This window comes from Brevundimonas sp. GW821-FHT09G01, assembly GCF_059416065.1.
On sequence record NZ_JBWKOL010000009.1, the window covers coordinates 70,711 to 92,381 of the forward strand.

A 21,671-nucleotide genomic window follows, 5' to 3' on the forward strand; every position below is an offset into this window, starting at 1 on the left:
AAAACCCAACCCCGCCCGGATCGCTCCGGGCGGGGTTTTTCTTTTCTCCCCCATCTCCTCGAAAGACCCCTCCCATGTCCGCCCAGCTCGCCCTCCTCGACCGCCCGCCCGTCGCCCCGTCCGCCCTGGCCGGCCCCGAGGTCGTCGTCATGAAGTTCGGCAGCTCCGTGCTGGTCGATCCCGCCGACGCGCCCAAGGTCGCCTCCGACATCTACGCCGAGGTCCGACGCGGCCGCCGGGTGGTGGCGGTCGTCTCGGCCCTTGCCGGACAGACGGACGTCCTTCTGTCGGAAGCCCGCGCCCTCGGCCTGGCCCACGACAACAGCATCCTCCCCGCCTATGTGGTGCAGGGCGAGGAGCGGTCCGCCGCCCTCGTCGCCCTGGCCTGCGACCGGGTCGGCCTCAGCGCCGTCACCCTGTCTGTCCGCGAGCTCGGCCTGGTCGCCGAGGGGCCGTGCGAGCATGCCCGCCCGGTGTCGCTGGACCGCGCCGCCCTCGACCGCGCCCTGCTGAAGCATGAAGTTGTGGTCGTCCCCGGGTTCGGCGCCCTGTCGCCCGCCGGCGACGTGGTCCTTCTGGGCCGCGGCGGGTCGGACCTGACCGCGCTGTTCCTCGCCGCCGAACTGGAGCTCGACAGCGTCCAGCTGGTGAAGGATGTGGACGGCCTCTACGACCGCGACCCCAACGTCCATGCCGACGCCCGCCGCTACGATCAGGCCAGCTGGGCCGAGGCCAAGGCGTTGGGCGGCGGCCTGGTCCAGCCCGATGCGCTGGACCTCGCCGAGGCGCGCCGCCTGAAGGTCGAGGTACGCAACTATCTGGACGGCCATCGCACGGTCGTCGGCGCGGTCGGCGCCCCGCCTCGCGTCGCCCCACCGCATCGCCGCCTGCGCGTGGCCGTCGCCGGCTGCGGCGTGGTCGGCGGCGGCGCCCTGGCCCGCCTGCTGGTCGATCCGCGCCTGGACGTGGTCGGCGTGCTGGTCCGCGATCCGTCCAAACCGCGCGACGTGCCCGGCGCCACGGACGCCCGCCTCGCCCCCCTGCTGGTCTCAAGTCCCGACGCCCTGCTGGCGCGCGATCCGGACATCGTGCTGGAGGCCCTGTCCGAAGCCGCCGCCGGTCATGCGGTGATCCGCGCCGCCCTGTCGCGCGGCGTCGATGTGGCTACGGCCAACAAACAGGCCGTCAGCGTCGATCCCGCCGGGCTGCTGGCCCTGGCCGAGGCCAATGGCGCGACGCTGCTCTGGTCGGCCTCCGTCGGCGGCGGCGTGCCCATGGTCGAGGCCGTGCGCGCGGCCCGCGTCGACGCCCCTGTCGCCGCCTTCGAGGCCGTGCTGAACGGCACCGTCAACTTCATGCTGGCCCGTCTCGGCGAGGGCGCGTCCTTCGATCAGGCCTTGTCCGAAGCCCGCGCCGCCGGCTTCGCTGAGGAGGATCCGTCGTCCGACCTGGAAGGCCTCGACGCCCTGGCCAAGGTCCGCCTGCTGGCCTTCGAGGCTTTCGGCCTCATGCCCGAGGAAGCCGACATCGCCCGCGACGTGCTGGATCCCGCCGCCCTGCCGCCCGCCGGCGCGCGTCAGCTCTGTCGCTGCGAGCTGAAAGACGGCAAGCTGGTCGCCAGCGTGCAGCTGGTTTCGGGTCCGCTCGATCCGCTGTTCGCGGAGCTGAAGGGAGAGGGCAACGCCTTGAAGGTGGTCTCGCACGACGGATCCGCGGTGCGCCGCCGGGGGCGCGGCGCCGGACGCTGGGCCACGGCCGAAAGCCTGTTGGCCGACCTGTCCGACCTGGCCGCCGCGCGCCTTGTCGAGCCCGCCTGACCATGGCCGTCTTCACCCCCGTCGAGGAGGCCGACGCCGAGCCCTTCATTAGTCGCTACGGGCTGAGCCTCGTCGCGCTCACGCCCATCGCCGAAGGGGTGGAGAACACCAACTACCGGCTCGACACGGACCAGGGCCGGTTCGTCCTGACCCTGTTCGAGAACCGCACGGACGCGGCGTCCCTGCCCTTCTGCCTGGGCCTGACCGCCCACGCCGCCGACAAGGATCTGCCCGCCGCCCGCGCCCTGATCGACAGTGACGGAGAAACGGTCGGCGAGCTGAACGGTCGCCCCGCCGCCCTCCTCGAATGGCTGCCCGGGGCTTGGAAGCGCAATCCGTCGCCGGCGGACCAGCGTCAGGCTGGCGCGCTTCTGGCCCGCCTGCATCTGGCCGGCGCGGACTTTCCGCTCGAGCGTATCGATCCGGTCGGTCCGGCCGCGCGCCGGGCCCTGTTCGAGCGCAGCCTGACCCGCGTGGGAGCCGCCGACCGCGCTCTGCTGGACCGGATGGCCCCCTGGGTGGTCGCGGGTTCCGACCCGGCCGCGGGCCTGCCGCGCGGTCCTATCCATGCCGACTATTTCCCGGACAATCTGCTGTTCGAAGGCGACGCGCCCAGCGGCCTGATCGACTTCTATTTCGGCTGCACCGGCGCCTATGCCTACGACCTGGCCATCGCCCTCTCGGCCTGGGGTTTCGACGCAGACGGTCTGCCCCTTCCCGCGGCGCTTCAGGCCTTCCGCGCCGGCTATGAGTCCGTGCGTCCCCTGACCCCGGCGGAAGACGCCGCCTTGCCCGCCCTCGGCGCCGTGGCGGCCGTGCGGTTCACCCTGACCCGGCTGCATGACCGGCTTTTCCACGACCCGACTCGGCTGGTGACGCCCAAGGATCCGACGCCCTTCCTGCGACGGCTGGACTGGTGGACGGAGCAGGCCGCGCTGGCGGCGTGACGTTGTTTTCTCCCTCCCCTCCTGGGGAGAGCGGCTGTCGCGCAGCGACAGACGGGTGGGGAACGGCCGCACGGATACAAACCCCACCCTGTCGTCGCTGACGCGCCGACATCCCTCCCCACTTCGGGGGAGGGAGAAGTCTTACCCGATCGCGGCCAGCACCGCGTCCAGCGTCGCATCCACTGTCTCGAACCGCTCGGTCCGGCCTTCCAGACCCTGAAGCTGCGGCGGCCGTTCCGGCGCGAAGCCCAGCGCCGCCTCGACGCTGTCCGGGAATTTGGCGGGATGCGCCGTCGACAGGGCGACCACCGGCCCCGTCCGTTCGACGCGCCGCGCCGCGTGCAGGGCCACGGCGGTGTGCGGGCAGATCACCCGTCCGTTCTCCGCCCAGGTCCGGCGCATCTCCGCCACCGTTTCGTCTTCACTGACCGAAACGGCCGACACCTCGCGTCGAAGCGCCGCCAGCACGTCGTCCGGCAGGGTCACCCGTCCCTGCTTTGCGAAGTCCTCGAACAGGCCGCGCGTCAGGTCGGCGTCGCGGCCCGTGGCCTCGAACAGCAGCCGCTCGAAATTGGACGGCGCCTGCACGTCCATGCTGACGCTGGCGGTCGGCTCGGCCCGGGTCCGCTCGTAGACGCCCGTGTTCAGCGCTCGCACCAGGGCATCGTTCCGGTTTGTCGCCGCCACCAGGGCGCCGATCGGCAGGCCGCACTGACGCGCCACCCAGCCGGCGAAGGCGTCGCCGAAATTCCCCGTCGGCACGACATAGGTCGCCGGCTGCGCCAGCCGCGACGCGGCCGCGGCGTAGTAGGGCGCCTGTCCTGACAGCCTGGCCCAGTTGATCGAGTTGACCGAGCTGACGCGCCGGCCGGCCTTCAGCGCCTGCACGCCCAGCAGGGCCTTCACCAGCCGCTGGCAGTCGTCGAAATCGCCGCGCACCGCCAGGTTCAGCACATTGGCGGCGCCGGTCGTCGTCATCTGCAGCCGCTGCATCGGCGACACCCGGCCCAGCGGATGCAGGACCACCAGATCGACCCGGTCCGCGCCGGCGAAGGCGTTGACCGCCGCCGCGCCCGTGTCGCCGCTGGTCGCGGTCAGGAGCAGCAGCCGCTCGCCGGACGCCGCCAGCAGGCTCTCGGCCATTCCGGCCACCAGCTGCATGGCCAGGTCCTTGAACGCCGCCGTCGGCCCGTGGAACAGCTCCAGCACATGCAGGCCGGGCTCCAGCTCGACCAGCGGGACCACATCCGGATGCAGGAAGCGGTCCTGCACTCGTCGCGCGGCGGCGGCCAGCGCCCCCTCGGGCAGGGCCTCTCCGACAAAGGGGGTCAGCAGGCGGGTCGCGATCGTCGCATAGTCCGCCTCGCCCGCCGTCAGCTCCGCCAGATCCAGGCTCGGCCAGCGCGACGGCGCGAACAGGCCGCCGTCGGGCGCGATGCCGTTGATCACCGTGCCGGCGAAATCGGTCAGGGGCGAGCGGCCGCGGGTGCTGACGTAGGACAGGGACATGATCCCTTCGTCGGCAACTCCGGCGCGCCCGTCAATGACGGACAGACGCGCCGGCGACGCTTTAGAACTTCAGGCGCACATTCACGCCCGCGGTGTGGCTTTCGATCTTGTCGCCGAACTCGCCGACGTAGTTCAGGCGCAGCGACAGGCCGTCGTCGTTCCCGAACCGGACGTCGGCCCCGACCCGCCACGCCTGCTCGTCGATCGGCGTGGTGATGAAGGCCGGCGCCGCATCCGGATTGGAGCCCAGCAGACGCATCGGAGCCACGAGTTCGTCTTCCGAATGGAAGACCCGGCCCACGGTGAGGACGGCCGAAGTGCTGGACGACTGCCCGTAGTCCGAACGGAAGCCGAAGGCGACCTCGGGGTTCAGGGCGCCGATCACCTCGGTGTCCGCGAAGCCCTCGACGCCCAGGCCGGCCATGCCCTCTTCGACGAAGCCGTCGCGGTACAGGGCCGTCACCGATCCCCGCAGGGCCGGGCGGGCATAGAAGGCGCCGGCGCCGAAGATGTGAGCCACCTCGGCGTCCATCCGCAGATAGCCGGTGTCGTTGTTCGACTCGCCCTTCAGCGGCTGGAAGACGTTGCTCAGGCGCGTCGTCTCGACGGCCTGCCAGCCGGCGCTGATCGACACGCCCATCTGGCCGCCGTCCGGCGCGGTCTGGCGCAGGCCGAGGCCGCCGTGGAAGCCGTCGCCCTCGAACACGGCCCGGCCGTTGTCCACGAAGTTGTGGCCCAGGTCGTCGTAGCCCAGGGCTCCGCCCACCACCCAGCCCTGCCCGATCGGCTGTTCGAAGCCGGTGCGGAAGCGGGCGGCCGCGTCGGCGGTGATGCCGAAGAACTCGCTGTCGCCCTCGCGTTCGAACTCGCTCGTTTCGATCTGCGCCCAGACGCACCGGTCGCTCGCCGGGGCGATGTCCGAACCGCAGTTGAAGATCTGGTCGGCGAAATCACGCGAAGCGCTGAACTGCGTCACCGTCGGAGCCAGCAGAGGTTCCGGGTTCAACTCGTTGAAGATGTAGCGGTAAGCATCCTCGTCGCCGACCTGGAGATTGCCGATCAGGGCCATCAGCTGGCCGATGCCCGACGACCCGCCGGCGGCGATGGCCGAGTCCATGTGGTAGCCGAGGGCCCGCCCGTTCCGGTTCAGGAAGTCCTGGCCGAAATGGGTGTTGAACGCGAGGTGCACGCCGTCGGCGTCCGCCTCGATCCGGTAGTCCATCGCCAGCGTGTCCTCGATCTCCAGGCCGTTATCGACGCCCACGCCGCCGGTGGCGAACAGGGTGACGCGGTTGGAGTTCTCCAGCCAGGTCAGGACCACCTCGCCCGTGCCGTCGACGGTGGCGTCGCCGGTCGCGTTGACCCGGTCCGAGGCATAGGGGCCGTAGGCGACATCGAAGACCAGATGGCCGGTTCCCGTCTGGACGTAGTCGCCGTCCAGCGCGACCGTGTTGATCACCCGCGCTCCGTAATAGAGGTTGGTCGATGGATCGCCCTCGGCGTCCAGATCGCCGAACGTCGCCCCGCCGGCCAGGTTGATCGGGGTCCGCGAGGCGCTGAGCCCCATCACGAAGTCGCCGGCGTTGGTGAACACGCCGCTGCTGCCCGGACCGTCCTGCAGGTCGATGGTGTTGAAGGCCAGGAAGGTGCCGCCCGCGCCGTTCAGCACCGCGTTGGTCCCCGACCCCAGGTCGATGTTGCCGAAGATCGCGCCGGTGTTCTCAACCCGATCATCGCCCGCGCCCGTGTCGATCGCCAGGCCCGAGACAGCCGAGACCGAGCCCGAGGTACGGATCAGGTTGGACGCGCCGCCCGACAGGCGGACGCCGACGCCGGCGCCCGTGCCGCCCCGGACCATGTTGTCCGACAGGACGGTGATGTTCCCCGCCCCCGTGCCGCCCAGGCTCTGGGCGAAGACGCCGATCGAATCCTCGCCCGGAGCGAAGACCACGCCCGAGACGTCGAGGTTGATCGCGCCGCCCGCGCCCGCGCCGCCGGCCGTGCCGGCGAAGACCCCGTCGATCCAGCCGCCGCCGCCGCCCAGGCTCTGGGCGATGACGCCATGGGCTCCGTCGCCCATGACCACGATATTGCCGGTGTGGTTCAGGCCGATGACGCCGCCGTTGCCGCTGTTGGCGACGTTCAGGTTCACCGTGGCGTTGTCGAAGGAGCCGAACACCGCGCCGCCGCCGCCGCCGATGGACTGCAGCAGCATGCCGTGCGAGCCGGCGCCGGTGGTCTGCAGGTCGCCGCTGTGGATCAGGTCGATGGAGCCGCCGTTCCCGGTCGCGCCCAAGGTTCCGCCCAGATTGACGATCGGCGCGTTGACGCCGCTCATCAGGGTGACGCCGCCGCCCGCTCCGATCGACTGCACGACCAGCAGGGGCGAATGATCGCCCAGGCTGATGCCCCCGCCGCTGAAGTTCGAGTTGATCGCGCCGCCGTCGTTTCCGAGGCCGCCCGAAGCGCCCAGGCTGACGGTGACGACCGTATCGCCCGGCGCGGCCAGCGGATCGAGGATCACCGGCTGGACCATCGGGGTCAGGACGTCGTCCTTCTCCGTCAGGCTCGGTTGGACCTGCGGTCCGCCCGCCACGACGACGGGGCTGACCTTGGACGAGACGCCGGGCTGGGTCGCCGGGACCGGGCCGCTGTTCTTGGTCGACAGGGCCGGCATCACTTCCGGCGCCGGAGCGGCCGGAAGCGCCGGGGCCCCGTTGGCCGAGCCCGCGCCGCTGACGACCACGGTGGCGAAGCCGCCGCCGCCGCCGATCGACTGCAGGATCGCTCCCGCCGACAGGTCGCCCGAGGTGCCGATCCGGCCGACCTGGGTGCGGTTGACGGCGCCGCCGTCCGAGGTCTGGCTGTTGACCGCGCCGAGGGTGACGGAAACGTCGCCCAGCAGGGTCCCCGCCGGAGCGGTCAGATCCATGATGCCGCGCCCGCCGCCGCCGCCGATGCTCTGGAACAGGGCGCCGGGGGCGGCCTCGCCCACGGTGGTCAGGCTGCCCGAGTGGCCGCCCAGGATGTCGCCGCCCCTGTTGTCGACGCCGTCGATGCCGCCCAGGTCGATCTGGAACGCCAGGGGCGCCGCCGGCAGGATCACGGTCGGATCGTTCAGCGCGGCCAGGGTGGCCGACAGATTGACCGTGCCGCCGCCGCCGCCGACCGACTGCATGAAGGCGCCCACGCCGTGATCGCCGCCGACGCCGAAGGCGCCGCTGGTGTTCACGGTGACCGAACCGGCGTTCATGCCGCTGGCCCCGTCGGCGCCCGCGCGGGCCGCCACCAGGGGGGCCGCCGCGGGCGGCGGCGTGCCGGATCCGACGAAGGGCACGCCCGGCAGGCCGGTGACGCCCGAGAAGTCGAGCGCCAGGGTGCCGCCGCCGCCGTTGATGCTCTCGGCGTTGATGGCCATGGAGCCGGCGCCCAGCACGGTGATATCGCCGCTGTGGTTGACGGTGACCGAACCGCCGACCCCGCCCGCGCCGCCGCCGAAGACGCCGCCGATCAGGGCCGACAGGGCGTTGCCGATGACCAGGCTGCCCGGCTCGGCCGTCAGCGAGAAGCCGAGGTTGGCGTTGCCGCCGCCCCCGCCGATCGACTGGGCCTGGATGCCGTGGGCGCCCGCGCCGCGGGTGGTGATCGAACCGCTGTTGGTCACCGTGACCGCGCCGCCGTCGCCGCCGGATCCGCCGAAGCCGCCGATGGTGATCAGAGGGGCGTTGCCCGAGGCGCCGATGATCAGGTTGCCGGCGATGGCCATGCCGCCGTTGCCGCCCCCGCCGCCCAGCGACTGGGCGAAGATGCCGTGGGCGCCGTCGCCGGCCGTGTCGATGACCCCGGCGTTGTCCACGATGACCGTGCCGGCGGAGTTGCCCGACCCGCCCGTGCCGCCATAGCTGAAGGTGAAGGTCCCGCTGTCGGCGCCCGAACGCATGCCGGTCAGCGACAGGATGGACGAGCCGTTGCCGCCGCCGCCGCCCAGCGACTGGGCGAAGATGCCGTAGGCGCCGTCGCCTTCGGTGATGATCAGGCCCGTGCCGGCCGCCGCCGTCGGACGGTTGATGACGGTGACGTCGCCGCCCGTGCCGCCGGAGCCGCCCGTGCCGCCGATCAGGACGGCCAGACGGTGCGTGACCTGCTCTGTGGTGGTGAAGCCGGCCACCACGTCGAGCACCAGCCCGCCGTCGCCGCCGCCGCCGCCGATGCTGTTGGCGCTGATCCCCGCCGCGTCGCGGCCGGTGGTCCAGATCGCGCCCTCGTTCAGCACCTTGACGACGCCGCCGTAGCCGCCCGCGCCGCCGGACCCGCCGACGGAGACCGTCAGGTCGTTGCTGTTGCGCGAGCCCTGCAGGCGGGCGGTGATCGCCGCGCCGCCGATGCCGCCGCCGCCGCCGATGGACTGGGCGCGGATGCCGTTGGCGTTCACGCCCTCGGTGGTGATGACGCCGGTGTTGGTGACGTCGACCAGGTCGCCGAAGCCGCCCGTGCCGCCGCTGCCGCCGACATTGACCGACACGGTGTTGCTGGTGGCCGCGCCGGGCGAGCCCCCGACCTGGAAGGCCAGGGTGCGGGCGTGACCGCCCACGCCGCCGCCGCCGCCGATCGACTGCGCCAGGATGCCGTCGGAGTTCGCGCCATAGGTGGCGATGCGGTCGTCGTTGGTGACCGTGACGACGCCGGCCTGACCGCCCGTGCCGCCCGTGCCGCCGATGCCGACGGCGGCCGCGCCCGCGGCGCGCACGATGGCGTTCGCCCCCGTGCCGCCGACACCGCCGCCGCCGCCGACCGACTGGGCCAGGATGCCGCGCGAGTCGTCCTGACGCGTGACGATCTGGGCGTGGTTGAACACATCCACCGCATTGCCGGTCGCGCCGGAGCCGCCTTCCAGGCCGACCGACAGGCCGGCGCTGTAGCCTTCGGCTTGCTGGCCCGTGCCGCTGGTGTGCGCCGCGCCGATCGTGAACGAACCGCTGGAGCCGCCGCCGCCGCCGATCGACTGGGCCAGGATGCCCGACGACAGCCTGCCGTTGGTCTCGATGGCGCCGTCCGCGGTGACGGTGACGTGGCCGCCGTCGCCGCCGGTGCCGCCCAGGCGGCCGATCACCAGGTTCATGTTGTTGCGCGACAGCGGACCCATCGCCAGGTCGAACGAGGCGTTGCCGCCGCCGCCGCCGATGGACTGGGCCCGGATGCCCGAGGAGTTGTAGCCCTCGGTGCCGATATTGCCCGTGTGGTCGACGGTGACCGCCTGGCCGATGCCCGCCGCGCCGCCGCGTCCGCCCAAGGCGAAGCTGACCGAGTTGGCGTTGCGCATCAGGCCGAGGCTGAGGTTCAGGAACGAGCTGCCGCCGCCGCCGCCCAGCGACTGGGCGTGCAGGCCGTCCGCGCCCGAGCCGGTGGTGAAGATGTTGCCCGCATGGATGACCTCGACAATGCCGCCGTCGCCCGCGTCGCCGCCGTTGCCGCCGATGGCGACCGTGGCCGCCATGGCCGCGTTCTGGCTGGGCGTACGGTTGGTCAGGGCCAGGGCCATGTTGATCTGGGCCGCGCCGCCGCCGCCGCCGACCGACTGGGCCAGCAGGCCGGTCGAGCCGTCGCCGAAGGTGCGGATCAGATGAGGATCCGCCACGCCGCCCAGGCCGCCCTGGTAGCCGCGGACCACGGTGACGTCGCCGCCGTGACCGCCCGCGCCGCCCGATCCGCCGATGCCGACAGCCACCGGCTGGCCGCTCGGCGCGATGGCGCCGACCGCGTTGATGCCGCCGACACCGCCGCCGCCGCCGATCGACTGGGCCACCACGCCCATCGAGCCGCCGGCGTAATCGACCGCCACGAACCGGTTCAGCCCGGTCACCGGGTCCAGCTCCAGCCGGGCGTTGACCAGCACATCGCCGTTCGAGGTCAGGTCCACGTCGCCCGCGTCGGCGCCCGCGCCGCCGTTGCCGCCCATGCCTGCCGCGAAGGCGAACCCGTTGGTCCGGCTTTCGCCGCCCGCCAGCGAGATGTTGGCCGCCACGTTCAGGGCGCCCGCGCCGCCGCCGCCGGCGACGCTCTGCACCAGGATTCCGGTCGAATTCGTGCCCTCGACCATGACCTGGCCGTTCTGGACCACGGTGACGTCGCCGCTGATGTTGCCCGCGCCGCCGAAACCGCCCAGGCCGAAGACCAGCGAAGGCTCGGTCGTCGAGGGGTCAGAGGTGAAGCCGCCCGAGATGTTGATCCCGCCCGCGCCGCCGCCGCCGCCGACCGACTGGATCAGCAGGCCGCGCGAGTTCACGCCGCTGGCGAAGACGTCGGCGTCGATGTCCGCCGTCACGCCCATGCCGAAGCCGCCGCCGCCGCCGAAGCCGCCGATACCGGCGACCAGCTGGCCGTCCATCGAGATGCCGCCGGAGACGTTGATGCCGCCCGCGCCGCCGCCGCCGCCGATGGACTGGGCGCCCACAGCGATCCGGTCGTCGCCGACCGAGACGACCTGCACCCGGTTCGCGCCCGGCGCCCGGATGGTCAGCTCGACCTCGCCCGCGTCGCCGCCCCCGCCGCCGAAGCCGCCGATGCCGAGCGCCGCCGTGCGGCTGGTGCCGCCGCCGGCGCCGGGGACCGTCAGGCTGATCTGGCCGGTGACGTTCAGGCCGCCCTGGCCGCCGCCGCCGCCGACCGACTGGACCAGCACGCCGTGCGAGCCGTTCGACCGTTCGCGATAGCCCGGAATCGTGAAGTTCAGACCCGGGAAGATGCCCGACAGGTCGATCGGGGCATGGACGATGTCCGTGCCCACGCCGTTGGCGATGACATTGCCGGTGATGGTGGCGGAGGCGCCCTGCGCCGTGCCGCCGCCGCCGCCGAAGCCGCCCAGGCCGAAGCCGAAGCCGCCCGCCGTGCCCCGCGTCGTCCCGGCGATGCCGCCGGTGACGTTCAGGCCGCCCGAACCGCCGCCGCCGCCGACGCTCTGGACGATCACGCCGTCCGAGTTGGCGCCGCTGGTGAAGGTGTCGCCGGTCCGGACCAGGGTGACGGATTCGGAATTGCCGCCGCCGCCGCCGAAGCCGCCGATGCCGATGCCCACGGTGCCCGCCGTGCCGAGGCCCAGGGCGATCGAACCGTTGACGTTCAGTCCGCCCGCGCCGCCGCCGCCGCCCAGTGACTGGACGGTCACGCCGTCAGCCTCATCGCCCTCGGTCTGGTAGTCGCCGATGACAGAAGCGGTGACCACGTCGCTGTAGCCGCCCAGGCCGCCGAAGCCGCCCAGGCCGAAGCCCGCGGCGACCGCCGCGCTGTTGCCGGCGCTGATGGCCACCTGGCCGGTGATGTTCATGCCGCCCGAGCCGCCGCCGCCGCCGACCGACTGGATCAGGGCGCCGTAGGAGCCGCGTCCCAGGGTGTTGACGTCGCCCGTCAGGGCCGCGGTCACGATTCCGGCGTAGCCGCCGCCGCCGCCGAAGCCGCCCAGGCCGACGCCGATCACGCCGTTGACGCCCTGGCTGGCGCTGAAACCGCCCGTGACGTTGAAGCCGCCCGCGCCGCCGCCGCCGCCGACCGACTGGATCAGGGCCCCGTGGGCCTCGTCCCCGCCGGTGATGATGTCGCCGGTCAGCGTCGCGTTCACATTGCCTGCATGACCGCCGGACCCGCCGAAGCCGCCGACGCCCACGCCCAGCACGCCCGCGCCGCCGCCGCTGTCGATCGACAGGCTGACGCCGCCGGTGACGTTGAAGCCGCCGGCTCCGCCGCCGCCGCCGATGCTCTGGATGCTCGCGCCGAACGAGCGGTCGCCCAGCGTCAGGATATCGCCTGTGAAGGTGGTGGTGACGTCACGCGCGAAGCCGCCGCCGCCGCCGAAGCCGCCCACGCCGACCAGAATGTTGCCGGCTATCGTCTTGGAGCCCGCGATGCCGCCGGTGATGTTGAAGCCGCCAGACCCGCCGCCGCCGCCGACCGACTGGACCAGCAGGGCCGAGGCGTCGTGACCGTGCGTCTCGATGTCGCCGTTGATGGTGGCCGTGACCACCTCGCCGTCGCCGCCCAGGCCGCCGCCGCCGCCCACGCCGACGCCGATGTTGCCGGCCCCGTCCTTGGCCACGCCGATGCCGCCGGTGATGTTGAAGCCGCCGTTGCCGCCGCCGCCGCCCAGGCTCTGGGCGGTGACGCCGCGCGAGAAGTCGCCGAGGGTCAGGACCGCCCTCAGATCGTCGTTCGGATCGGCCACGCCGACGTTGACGTTCAGGGTCACGGCCCCGCCGTCGCCGCCGATGCCGCCCTGCCCGCCGACGCCCACGCCGACGGTGCCGGCGCCGTTCGCCGCCACCGCGATGCCCGCCGAGACGTTGAAGCCGCCCGAGCCGCCGCCACCGCCGACCGACTGCGCCAGGATACCGTCGCTGTCGCGTCCGGCGGTCTGGGTCGTCCCCGTCACGTTCAGGGTCGTGTGGCCGGCGTTGCCGCCGCCGCCGCCCGAACCGCCGACGCCGACGTTGATCGCGCCCGAAATCTGGGCGTTGGCCGAGATGCCGCCCGAGATGTTGAAGGCGCCCGCGCCGCCGCCGCCGCCCAGGCTCTGGGCCACGATGGCGTCGGATTGCGCGCCCAGGGTGGTGACGTCGCCATTGACCGTCGCGGTCACGCGGACCGCGTTGCCGCCCGTGCCGCCCGCGCCGCCCAGGCCGACCGACAGGCCGATCCCGCCGCCGCCCGAACCGACGATATTGCCCGAGACGTTGAAGCCGCCCGCGCCGCCGCCGCCGCCGACCGACTGCGCCAGGAAGCCGGCCGACTGGTCGCCCTCGGTGCGAATGCCCACCGCCGTGGCGTCCACCGTGCCGGCGTGACCGCCGCCGCCGCCCGCGCCGCCCAGGCCGACCGAGACCGCGCCCGCATAGCTGCCGCCGCCGCCGATCGTGCCGGCGACATTGAAGCCGCCCGAACCGCCGCCGCCGCCCAGCGACTGGATGACCACGCCGGCCGACTGGTCGCCCTGCGTATAGACCTGGCCGAAGGCGTCGCCGATCACGGCCATGCCGTCGCCGCCCGAACCGCCCGCGCCGCCCAGGCCGAAGGCGCCCGCGCCCCCGAAGGTGCCGCCGCCGCCGATGGAGCCGCTGACGTTGAAGCCGCCCGAGCCGCCGCCGCCGCCGACCGACTGGACCAGCAGGCCGCCGGACTGGTCGCCATGGGTCCAGATGGTGTCCGCGCTGCCGGTCACGGTCCCGGCGTTGCCGCCGCCGCCGCCCGAGCCGCCCAGACCGATGGACAGGCCGCCGCCGAAGGTGCCCGCCGCGCCGATGGAGCCCGCGACATTGAAGCCGCCCGAACCGCCGCCGCCGCCGACCGACTGGACGGTCACCCCGACCGACCGGTCGCCGAAGGTTTCGACCCCATCGCGGATATGGCCGGTCACCGCGCCGCCGATGCCGCCCGAACCGCCCGAACCGCCGACGCCCGCGGAAGCGCCGAAGGACGCCGTGCCCGCGGCCGTGACCGCCGCCGAAACGTTGAAGCCGCCGCCGCCGCCGCCGCCGCCGACCGACTGGATCAGCGCGCCGCCCGCGTCGTCGCCGCGAGTCAGAATCGTCCCGTCGAAGGTCGCGTCGACGACGCCGCCGTTCCCGCCGACGCCGCCCGAACCGCCGACGCCGACCGAGACCGAGCCCGAGACCCCGCCCGCGCCGGAGCCGCTCACGGCCACGGTCCAGCCGCCCGTGCCGCCGCCGCCGCCGACCGACTGGGCCACAAGCCCGGTCGAGAACTGACCGTCCGTCTGGATCGCGCCGCCCGAGTTGACGTCGACCTCGCCGCCCAGACCGCCCGCGGCGCCTGAGCCGCCCAGGGCCAGGGCGAAGGCTCCCGAAATCGTCTCGCCGCCCGAGAAGGCCATCGACAGAGCGAAGCCGCCCGAACCGCCGCCGCCGCCCACCGACTGGGCGAACAGACCTTCGGCGTAGTCGCCGTCGGTGATGATGGTGACGTCGCCGTCGACCATCACATGGCCGCCGTGACCGCCCGTGCCGCCGTTGCCGCCGACCGCCGCGCTGGCGCCGATCGCGTAGCCGAACGAGGTCTGGGTCGCGAAGCCGCCCGAACCGCCGCCGCCGCCCACCGACTGGGCGAAGACGCCGCGGGACCGGTCGCCCGTAGTGTAGATGACCGGCGACACCGACTGGGTGACGCCGCCGACGGTGACGGTGCGGTTGAAGAAGTTGACGTCGACATCGCCGCCGAGGGCGCCCGTGCCGCCCGTGCCGCCGATGGCCACGCCGGCGAAGGCGCTGACCGAGTTGGAGATGCCGCCGTTGCCGCCGCCGCCGCCCACCGACTGGGCGAAGACGCCGTGCGCGTCGTCGCCGTGGGTGGTCAGGTTATTGGAATTGTTGACGGTCACCAGACCGGACAGGGCCCCGGCCCCGGCGCTGCCGCCGATGGTCAGGAACACCCCGCCCGCCGATCCGCCGTCGCCGCCGCCGCCGCCCACCGACTGGACCTGCAGGGCGTGCGACCGGGCGCCGAAGGTTTCGACAGCGCCGTTGTTGGTGACGGTCACCGCCGCGCCGGTGCTGGCCGAGGTGCCGCTGCCGCCCAGGGTGACCAGACCGCCGCCGTCGCCGCCCGCGCCGCCGCCGCCGCCCACCGACTGGGCGAAGACGCCACGCGCGAAGCCGCCGTGAGTGGTGATCCGGCCGTCGTTGTTGACGGTCACGACGTTGCCGTTGCCGCCGACGCCCCCCGAGCCGCCCAGCGCGGCCACGCCGCCGCTGGTGGATCCGGTGCCGCCGCCGCCGCCCACCGATTGGGCGAAGATGCCGTCGCCGCCGCGGCCCCAGGTGGTGATTTCACTCGCGCTCGTGGTGGTCACGGTGACCGTTCCGGCGCCGCCGGCGCCGCCGCCCGAGCCGCCCAGGGCGACCACGGCCCCGGTTCCCAGCGCATTGCCGCCGCCGCCGCCGATCGACTGGGCGAAGATGCCGCGCGCGTCGCGCCCGACCAGCCCCGTCGTATCGGTGCTGCTGCCGACGGAGATGACCGCGCCGCTGTCCACGGTGACGTTGCCGCCCGTGCCGCCGCTGGCGCCGCGCGAGCCGACGGCCACGACCAGGGCGCCGCTGACGCCGCCGTTGCCGCCGCCGCCGCCGATCGACTGGGCGAAGATGCCGTGCGAAGCCTCGCCGGTGGTGGTGATGAAGGTGCCGTTCTGGGCGAAGACCTGGGCGATCTGTCCGTTGCCGCCCGTGCCGCCGCCTGATCCGATCGTGCCCAGGCCGACGCTGAAGCCGCCTTCGCCGCCGCCGCCGCCGATCGACTGGGCGAACAGACCGTAGGAGGCCCGGCCCGACGTATAGACCTCGGACCCCGTCTGGGCGCGCACGATCGCCGTGCCGCCGTTGCCGCCCGCCGCCCCGTCCGAGCTGAAGGTCACCAGACCCCCGGCGTTCCCGGCGTCGCCGCCGATGCCGCCGATGCTCCGGGCCGTCACGCCGGAAGAGCCGTCGCCCGTGGTGGTGATACGGCCGTAGTTGATCGCTTCCGCCGCGCCGCCGTGGCCGCCGGTGTTGCCCGAGCCGCCGCTGCCGAACAGGCCGTAGCTGCCGCCGCCGCTGCCCGCGCCGCCGCCCAGCGACTGGGCGTAGACGCCGTGCGAGGCGACGCCGCTGGTGGTGATGTTGCTGTAATTGGTGACGGTCGCGCTGCCGCCCGCGCTGCCGCTGCCGCCCGACCCGCCGGTGGAGAAGCCGTAGCCTGAACCGCCGGCGCCGCCGACGCCCGCCCGGCTCTGGGCCATGACGCCGTGCGAGCCGTTGCCCGAGGTCGAGATGGTTCCGACGTGCGAGGTCAGGTTGACGTTGCCGCCCTCGCCGCCCCGCCCGCCCGAGGCGCCGCTGGCGCCCAGGTAGCCGTCGCCGCCCGAGCCGCCGTTGCCGCCCACGCTGGCCACGATGATGCCGGGACGACCGTTGGACGCGGTGCTGATATTGCCATGCGCGGCCGTCACATCGACCGTGATGTCGGCGCCGCGCGAGCCGGCGCCGCCCGAGTTGGCCGAAACGAACAGGGCGCCGTCCCGTCCGCCGCTCCCGCCCGCAGCCTGACGCACGTCGGTGTAGGCGTTGTTGTCGCCCGCGCCGGTGGGGACCGGCAGCGGGCCGGCGGGCCCGCCGCCGGGATTGGTGCTCAGCGTCGTGACCGTGTTGACGACCTCGCCGTTGGCCAGCGTCACCGAGACGACCCGGCCCGAGACCGTGGTCTGGGACGCAATGGCCGAGGTCACCGCGGGGTTGGCGGGACTCGGAAGGTGCGCGCCGACGGTGATGGTGGTCAGGATGAACTGGTCGCCGGTCACGATCACCCCGTTGGGGACCACGGCGGTGACGGTGACGTTCAGGCCGGTGACCGGATGCACGATGGTGTCGCCGACCGCGATCGACAGCGGGCTGACGATGACCGGGGCGCTGACCGGCGGCACGTCCGTCGCGGCGGCCGCGGCCATGGGCCAGAAGGCGGCGCCGGCGGCGACGAGGGCGGCGATGCGGCGCAGGTTGCGGGCCAGGCGGCGGTTGCGGATCGTGTCGCCGACGCGGGGACGCCGGGTCTCGCTCGCCAGCGCCATGCGCGCGCAGAGGCGCTGCAGCGAGGCGCGCAGCAGGCCGTCGATATCGTCAGGATGTCCGGCCAGCAGTTCGCACAGGCTGTCCAGCTCGGCGATCGAAGCCTGTCGGGACCGAACCGGAATGCGTTCCGGGTCAAGATTGCCGGCCAGCTGATCCACCAGCAGCGCGACACGCGCCAACCGGTTCGCCCTCACGGAACGCCCCATAACCTTAACCCCTGGTTATCCACCCCGTAGAAACACCTAGCACGCAAATGTGCACAAGGCGTTTCGCTTCTAGGTAGAACAGTTAACCTTACTCAGGGGATTGCGACAAATCGGCAGGACGAGGCGGCCGCCAGCGTCAGACAACGTTGCTGGAAGCCCGCGGGATCGGGCTTCACGCCGGTGTCGATCCAGCCTTCGAGCGCGGTCAGGGCGGTCAGATAGCCGCCGTCCTCCAGCTTGCTGTGCTGGTCTTCGTCGGTCAGCGCCTGCGCCAGCAGGTCCGACCGGCCCGCCCGCGCGACCGTCTCGGCGTACATCGCTTCGGCCTGCCAGGTGACGGTCGGGTCGTGGCGGGCGTGGATGCTCACGGTCGGGGCGACGATCAGGCCGGACAGGTCGGCGTCATAGGCCAATTGCGCCACCGCTCGCGGATCCGCCGTGAACCGCTCGACGCCCGCGTTCAGGGCGGCGTCGTCGGAAGAGCCGCTGTAGACCGTGCGGCTGTTGTCGAACGGATTCAGCCCGCCCAGCCGCTTCTGCACCAGTTCCTGGAACAGGAAGGTGGCCCAGTTCATGTGGGCGACGAGTTCGTCTTCCTCGACGCCGGTGACCGCCAGAATATCGCGCAGGCGGCGCGTCTGGTCCGCACGGCGGTCGCGCTGGGACAGGCCCACCCCGGTGCACTCCACGATCCGGCGGCGCAGCTCGGCCCGGGTCATCGTGGCGTTGGCCGGCAGCCCCTGCCACACCGGATAGGCGCCGTCCTGCCGCGAGGGGTGGTTGCCGCAATAGAACTGGTAGACCGCCCGCAGGTCGGCCCGGAACTGATAGGCCCGCGTGCCGCCCATCAGCACGCCGTTGGTCAGCAGCACGCCGTCGTAGTTCAGCCGGCCGGTCTCGTCCTTGCCGTACAGCTCCGCCGCCTTGGCCGCGACGTTGCCGCCCCATGACTGGCCATGCAGGATGGTGCGCGCAGGGCGTCCGAACTGGTCCCAGAATATCTTGCGGCTGTTGTCCGCGTCCTCGGCGGCCATGCGCACGCCGTAGCCGCCCCGGCGGTAGGTCGATCCGATCCAGGCATAGCCCTGCTTCACCATCACCGAAAACCGGTCCAGGTCCTCCAGGGAGTCCGGGGCTTCAGGATCGCCGGTGCGCGGACCGCCGTGGGCGTGGACGATCAGCTCGTGGTTCCACGCCGTCGGCATGGCGATGATGTACCAGGCGCCGTTGACGTCCCGGCCAGACAGGCACCGGACCTCGCGCCCCACCGACGCCGGGCAGGCGATCGGCGTCTGCTCACCGGCCGTCAGGGGTGACCGGGCTTGCAGGGCGACAGTCTGGGCGCACGCCGCCGACGGGACCGCCAGCATCAGGGCTCCGATCAGTCTGGCCAGTCGCTTCATGAGGGCTCCGCGCATGCAGGTCCGGCGCGGACCGTTGGATCCGCGCCGGTTCAGTTCAGTCTCAGAACGTCTTGGAAATGTCGACGTACAGGTAACGGCCGTAGGGGCGCTGGACCGAGCCCAGATAGCCGCCGTCGGCCAGCGACGGTCCCTCGTCGGTCAGGTCCCGCACGCCGACGCGGAACTCCGTCCCGGCGGCGGCGCCGAACTGGTCCTCGAACGTGTACTGGCCGTACAGGTTGAAGACCGTCTGGTCCGACACCTTCCACGGCGTGCCCGTCGCGCTCAGCAGGCTCGTCTGGAAGACCTCGCTCACATACTGGGTCGAGGCCCCGACCCGCCACGGGCCGTGCCGCCAGGTGAAGCTGGCGTTGATCTTCCATTCCGGACGGCCGTTCTGGGCGATCAGCTGGCTGGAATCCGGCAGCGGGGTCAGGGCGTTGATGGTCCCGGCCGCGCGGGCCGCGTACAGCGAGTCCACGATCGGACCCGGCGCCCGCGAGAAGGTCAGCAGCTGCTGGGCATTGGCGCGGAAGATGAAAGTGCCCCACTCGGTGCGGCGCTTGGCCCACGAGAAGCCGAAGTCCATGCCTTCCACCGTCTGCGGCAGCAGGTTGATGAACCGGTCGCTGATGGTCTGGGCCGTGCCGACCGCGGTCAGGCCGGTGCCGGCGAACAGGTCGATGTCGTCCTGGTTCGGCGCCGAGCGCACCACGTTCGGATTGGTCTGGCCCTGCACTCGGTTCAGATACTCCAGCGCCAGGGCCGTCTGGGCGCCCAGCAGGCCGACGATCTGCTCCTGCTCGATCTTCCAGCGGTCGACCGTGAAGGTGAAGTCGCCCAGCACTTCCGGAAGGAAGGTCGGCTGGAACACCAGGCCGTAGGACCAGTTGGTGCTCTCTTCCGGCTGCAGGTCCGGATTGCCCGCGATCTGCAGCGAAACGCTGGCGGTGCGGGTGCACTGGGTCATGTTGGCGATCGTACCCTTGCGGATGTCCGCCTCGCAGCGGATGAAGTCCGGGGCGCTGGCCAGACGGGCGTACTGGGTGGCGTTCACCTGCTCCAGGTTCGGGGCGCGGAAGCCTTCCGAGTACGAACCGCGGAGGCGCAGGCCGTCGACCACGTCCCAGGCGACGGCGATCTTCGGTTTGGCGACCGAACCGAAGTCCGAATAGTGCTCGACCCGACCCGCCAGCTGCACGTCGACGCTCTGCACCAGCGGGATGTTCATCTCGGGCGAGACCACCGGAATGGCGAACTCGACGAAGGCGCCCGACACGGTGCGGTCGCCCTTGGTGTCCGGGTTGGGGCTGACCGCCGACACGTTCGACAGATTGGTCTCGCCGGTCACCATGTCGACGAAGGTGTTGGTGCCGTCCAGGTTCTCGTCGCGGTCGTCGCTCTGGGTCTCGCGACGAAGCTCGACGCCCGCCGCCACGCCGACCGGACCGCCGGGCAGCTGGAACAGGTCGTTGCGCGACATCTTGAAGTCGGCCAGCGCCAGGGTCGTGCGCGACAGGCGGCGCATGTCGAAGACGATGGCGTCGATCGCCGCCTGCGACGAGGGCGTACAGTCGTTGTAGCTGGGCGTATCCACGCAGCCGCCGTTGAACGGATTGTAGGCGTCCGGCGTGGACAGGGCGAGCTGCTGCTGCAGCTTGGTCATGTTGATGTTGGGCGAGATGTCCTCGGCCTCGGCCTCGGAGTACAGCACCGCGCCTTCCCAGTCGAAGCCGCGCCATTCGCCGCGCAGACCGCCCAGGATGCGCGTCTGGTAGTTCTTGACCGTCACCTCCTGGAAGCCGGCGTCGGCGAAGCGGTAGTTGCCCAGGCGCACGGCCAGGCCGCCGGCGGGGACGTTGGTCAGGTTGGGCAGGCGGTTCGGGTTCGGCTGACCGTTGATCGTCGTCGGGCCGAACGGGTTCCAGTAGTTGGTGGCCGGAATCCACAGGCCGTTCAGGTTCACCACCGGCGGCTGGATCGCCTTGCTCTCGGCGGCATAGAACGACAGCTCGCCGAAGGCCGTGATGTTGTCCGTCAGGTCATAGTGGCCGGTCAGGTAGATGTTGGCGCGCTCGACCGACGGACGGACCGTGGTGCCCTTGCGGGTGTCGAAGCGCATCTCGCGGTTCACGCCGTTATAGGCCGCCGCCCCGCTGACCAGGCAGGTCGCGCCCAGATCCACGCCGACGCAGCCGAAGCTCTCCGGCTGATAGTGGAAGGCCCCGGCGGCGGTCGTCAGGACAACGCCGTTCGAGCGCGGACGCGTCGCCGTCGTCACGGGGGCGATGCTCAGCGCGGCCCAGGTCGTGTGCGACGAGCGGCCGTCCGGCACGGTCGAGGTCTGGTAGCCGTCGAAGCCCGAGAAGAAGCCCCGCATGTCGTCGCTGGACGTGAAGTCCTGCTCGTCCGCCATCAGCTGGGTGCGGTCCGCGTAGTTGAGGAACAGCGAAAGGTTGCCGCGGTCGAAATTCTTGCCCGCGAAGACGTTGAACTCGAACTCGCGCAGGCCCGTGCCCTCGGCGCCCCCGTAACGGGTCTGCAGCGTCAGGCCGTCGAAGTCGTCCTGCAGCACGGTGTTGACCACGCCCGCCACCGCGTCCGCGCCGTAGATGGCCGCGGCGCCGTCCAGCAGCACCTCGACACGCTCCAGGCCCGCCACCGGAATGGCGTTGGAGTTGTAGCTCAGCACCGGCACCGTGCCGGTGTCCGAGGTGCCCTGGCTGGTCGGGTGCTGCACCATCCGGCGGCCGTTCACCAGCACCAGGGTGTTGCCCACGCCCAGCGAGCGCAGGTTGACCGAGTTCACGTCGCCGCGCGCCGAGTTGGAGGTCTGCGGGTTGTTGGCGCTGTCGAACAGCACGTCGCCCATCTGCGGGATCGAACGCATCAGATCGTCGCCTGACACCGCCCCGACGGCGTCCATCTGCTCGCGGTCGACCACCACTACCGGCAAGGCGTTGGTCGTCGAGGCGCCGCGGATCTGCGAGCCGACCACGACCACTTCGCCCAGATCGGCGGCGCTCTCCTGCGGCGACTGCGCCCCCTGGGGTGCGGTCTGGACCGGAGCCTCCTGAGCGGCCGCGACGCCTGCGCTGAGCAGGGCCACAACCGCCGCGCCGCCCAGCAGCGCGCCTCTATGCATCGACTTCATTCCCGTTCCTCCCAGTTAACCCCCAGCCGTTTC

At 72.3% G+C, this 21,671-nt stretch carries 6 protein-coding genes; 2 read left to right on the plus strand and 4 right to left on the minus strand.

The features are described from left to right. Positions 1–74: 74 nt before the first annotated feature. Positions 75–1,817 carry an amino acid kinase family protein gene (locus tag AC07NB_RS15555; RefSeq protein ID WP_494572091.1) on the plus strand — a complete coding sequence of 581 codons (1,743 nt, stop codon included), beginning with the start codon at positions 75–77 and terminating at the stop codon, positions 1,815–1,817. 2 nt (positions 1,818–1,819) lie between these two features. Then, positions 1,820–2,764 carry a homoserine kinase gene (locus AC07NB_RS15560; protein WP_494572090.1) on the plus strand — a complete coding sequence of 315 codons (945 nt, stop codon included), beginning with the start codon at positions 1,820–1,822 and terminating at the stop codon, positions 2,762–2,764. A gap of 141 nt (positions 2,765–2,905) precedes the next feature. On the opposite strand, the gene thrC is transcribed toward AC07NB_RS15560, so the two are convergent. From thrC to AC07NB_RS15580, 4 genes are all read right to left on the minus strand, one after another. Continuing rightward, entirely contained in the window at positions 2,906–4,273 is a 1,368-nt protein-coding gene (gene thrC, locus AC07NB_RS15565) for a threonine synthase (RefSeq protein WP_494572089.1), read from the minus strand. A 61-nt stretch (positions 4,274–4,334) separates the two neighbouring features. Continuing rightward, the gene (locus AC07NB_RS15570; protein ID WP_494572088.1) at positions 4,335–17,054 is read right to left on the minus strand and encodes a hypothetical protein; all 12,720 of its coding nucleotides are present in this window, start codon (positions 17,052–17,054) and stop codon (positions 4,335–4,337) included. Between the two features lie 119 nt (positions 17,055–17,173). Further along, complete coding sequence (locus AC07NB_RS15575) at positions 17,174–18,484, minus strand: hypothetical protein (protein WP_494572087.1); 1,311 nt, start codon at positions 18,482–18,484, stop codon at positions 17,174–17,176. A 61-nt stretch (positions 18,485–18,545) separates the two neighbouring features. After that, entirely contained in the window at positions 18,546–21,638 is a 3,093-nt protein-coding gene (locus tag AC07NB_RS15580; RefSeq protein ID WP_494572086.1) for a TonB-dependent receptor plug domain-containing protein, read from the minus strand. Positions 21,639–21,671: the final 33 nt, after the last annotated feature.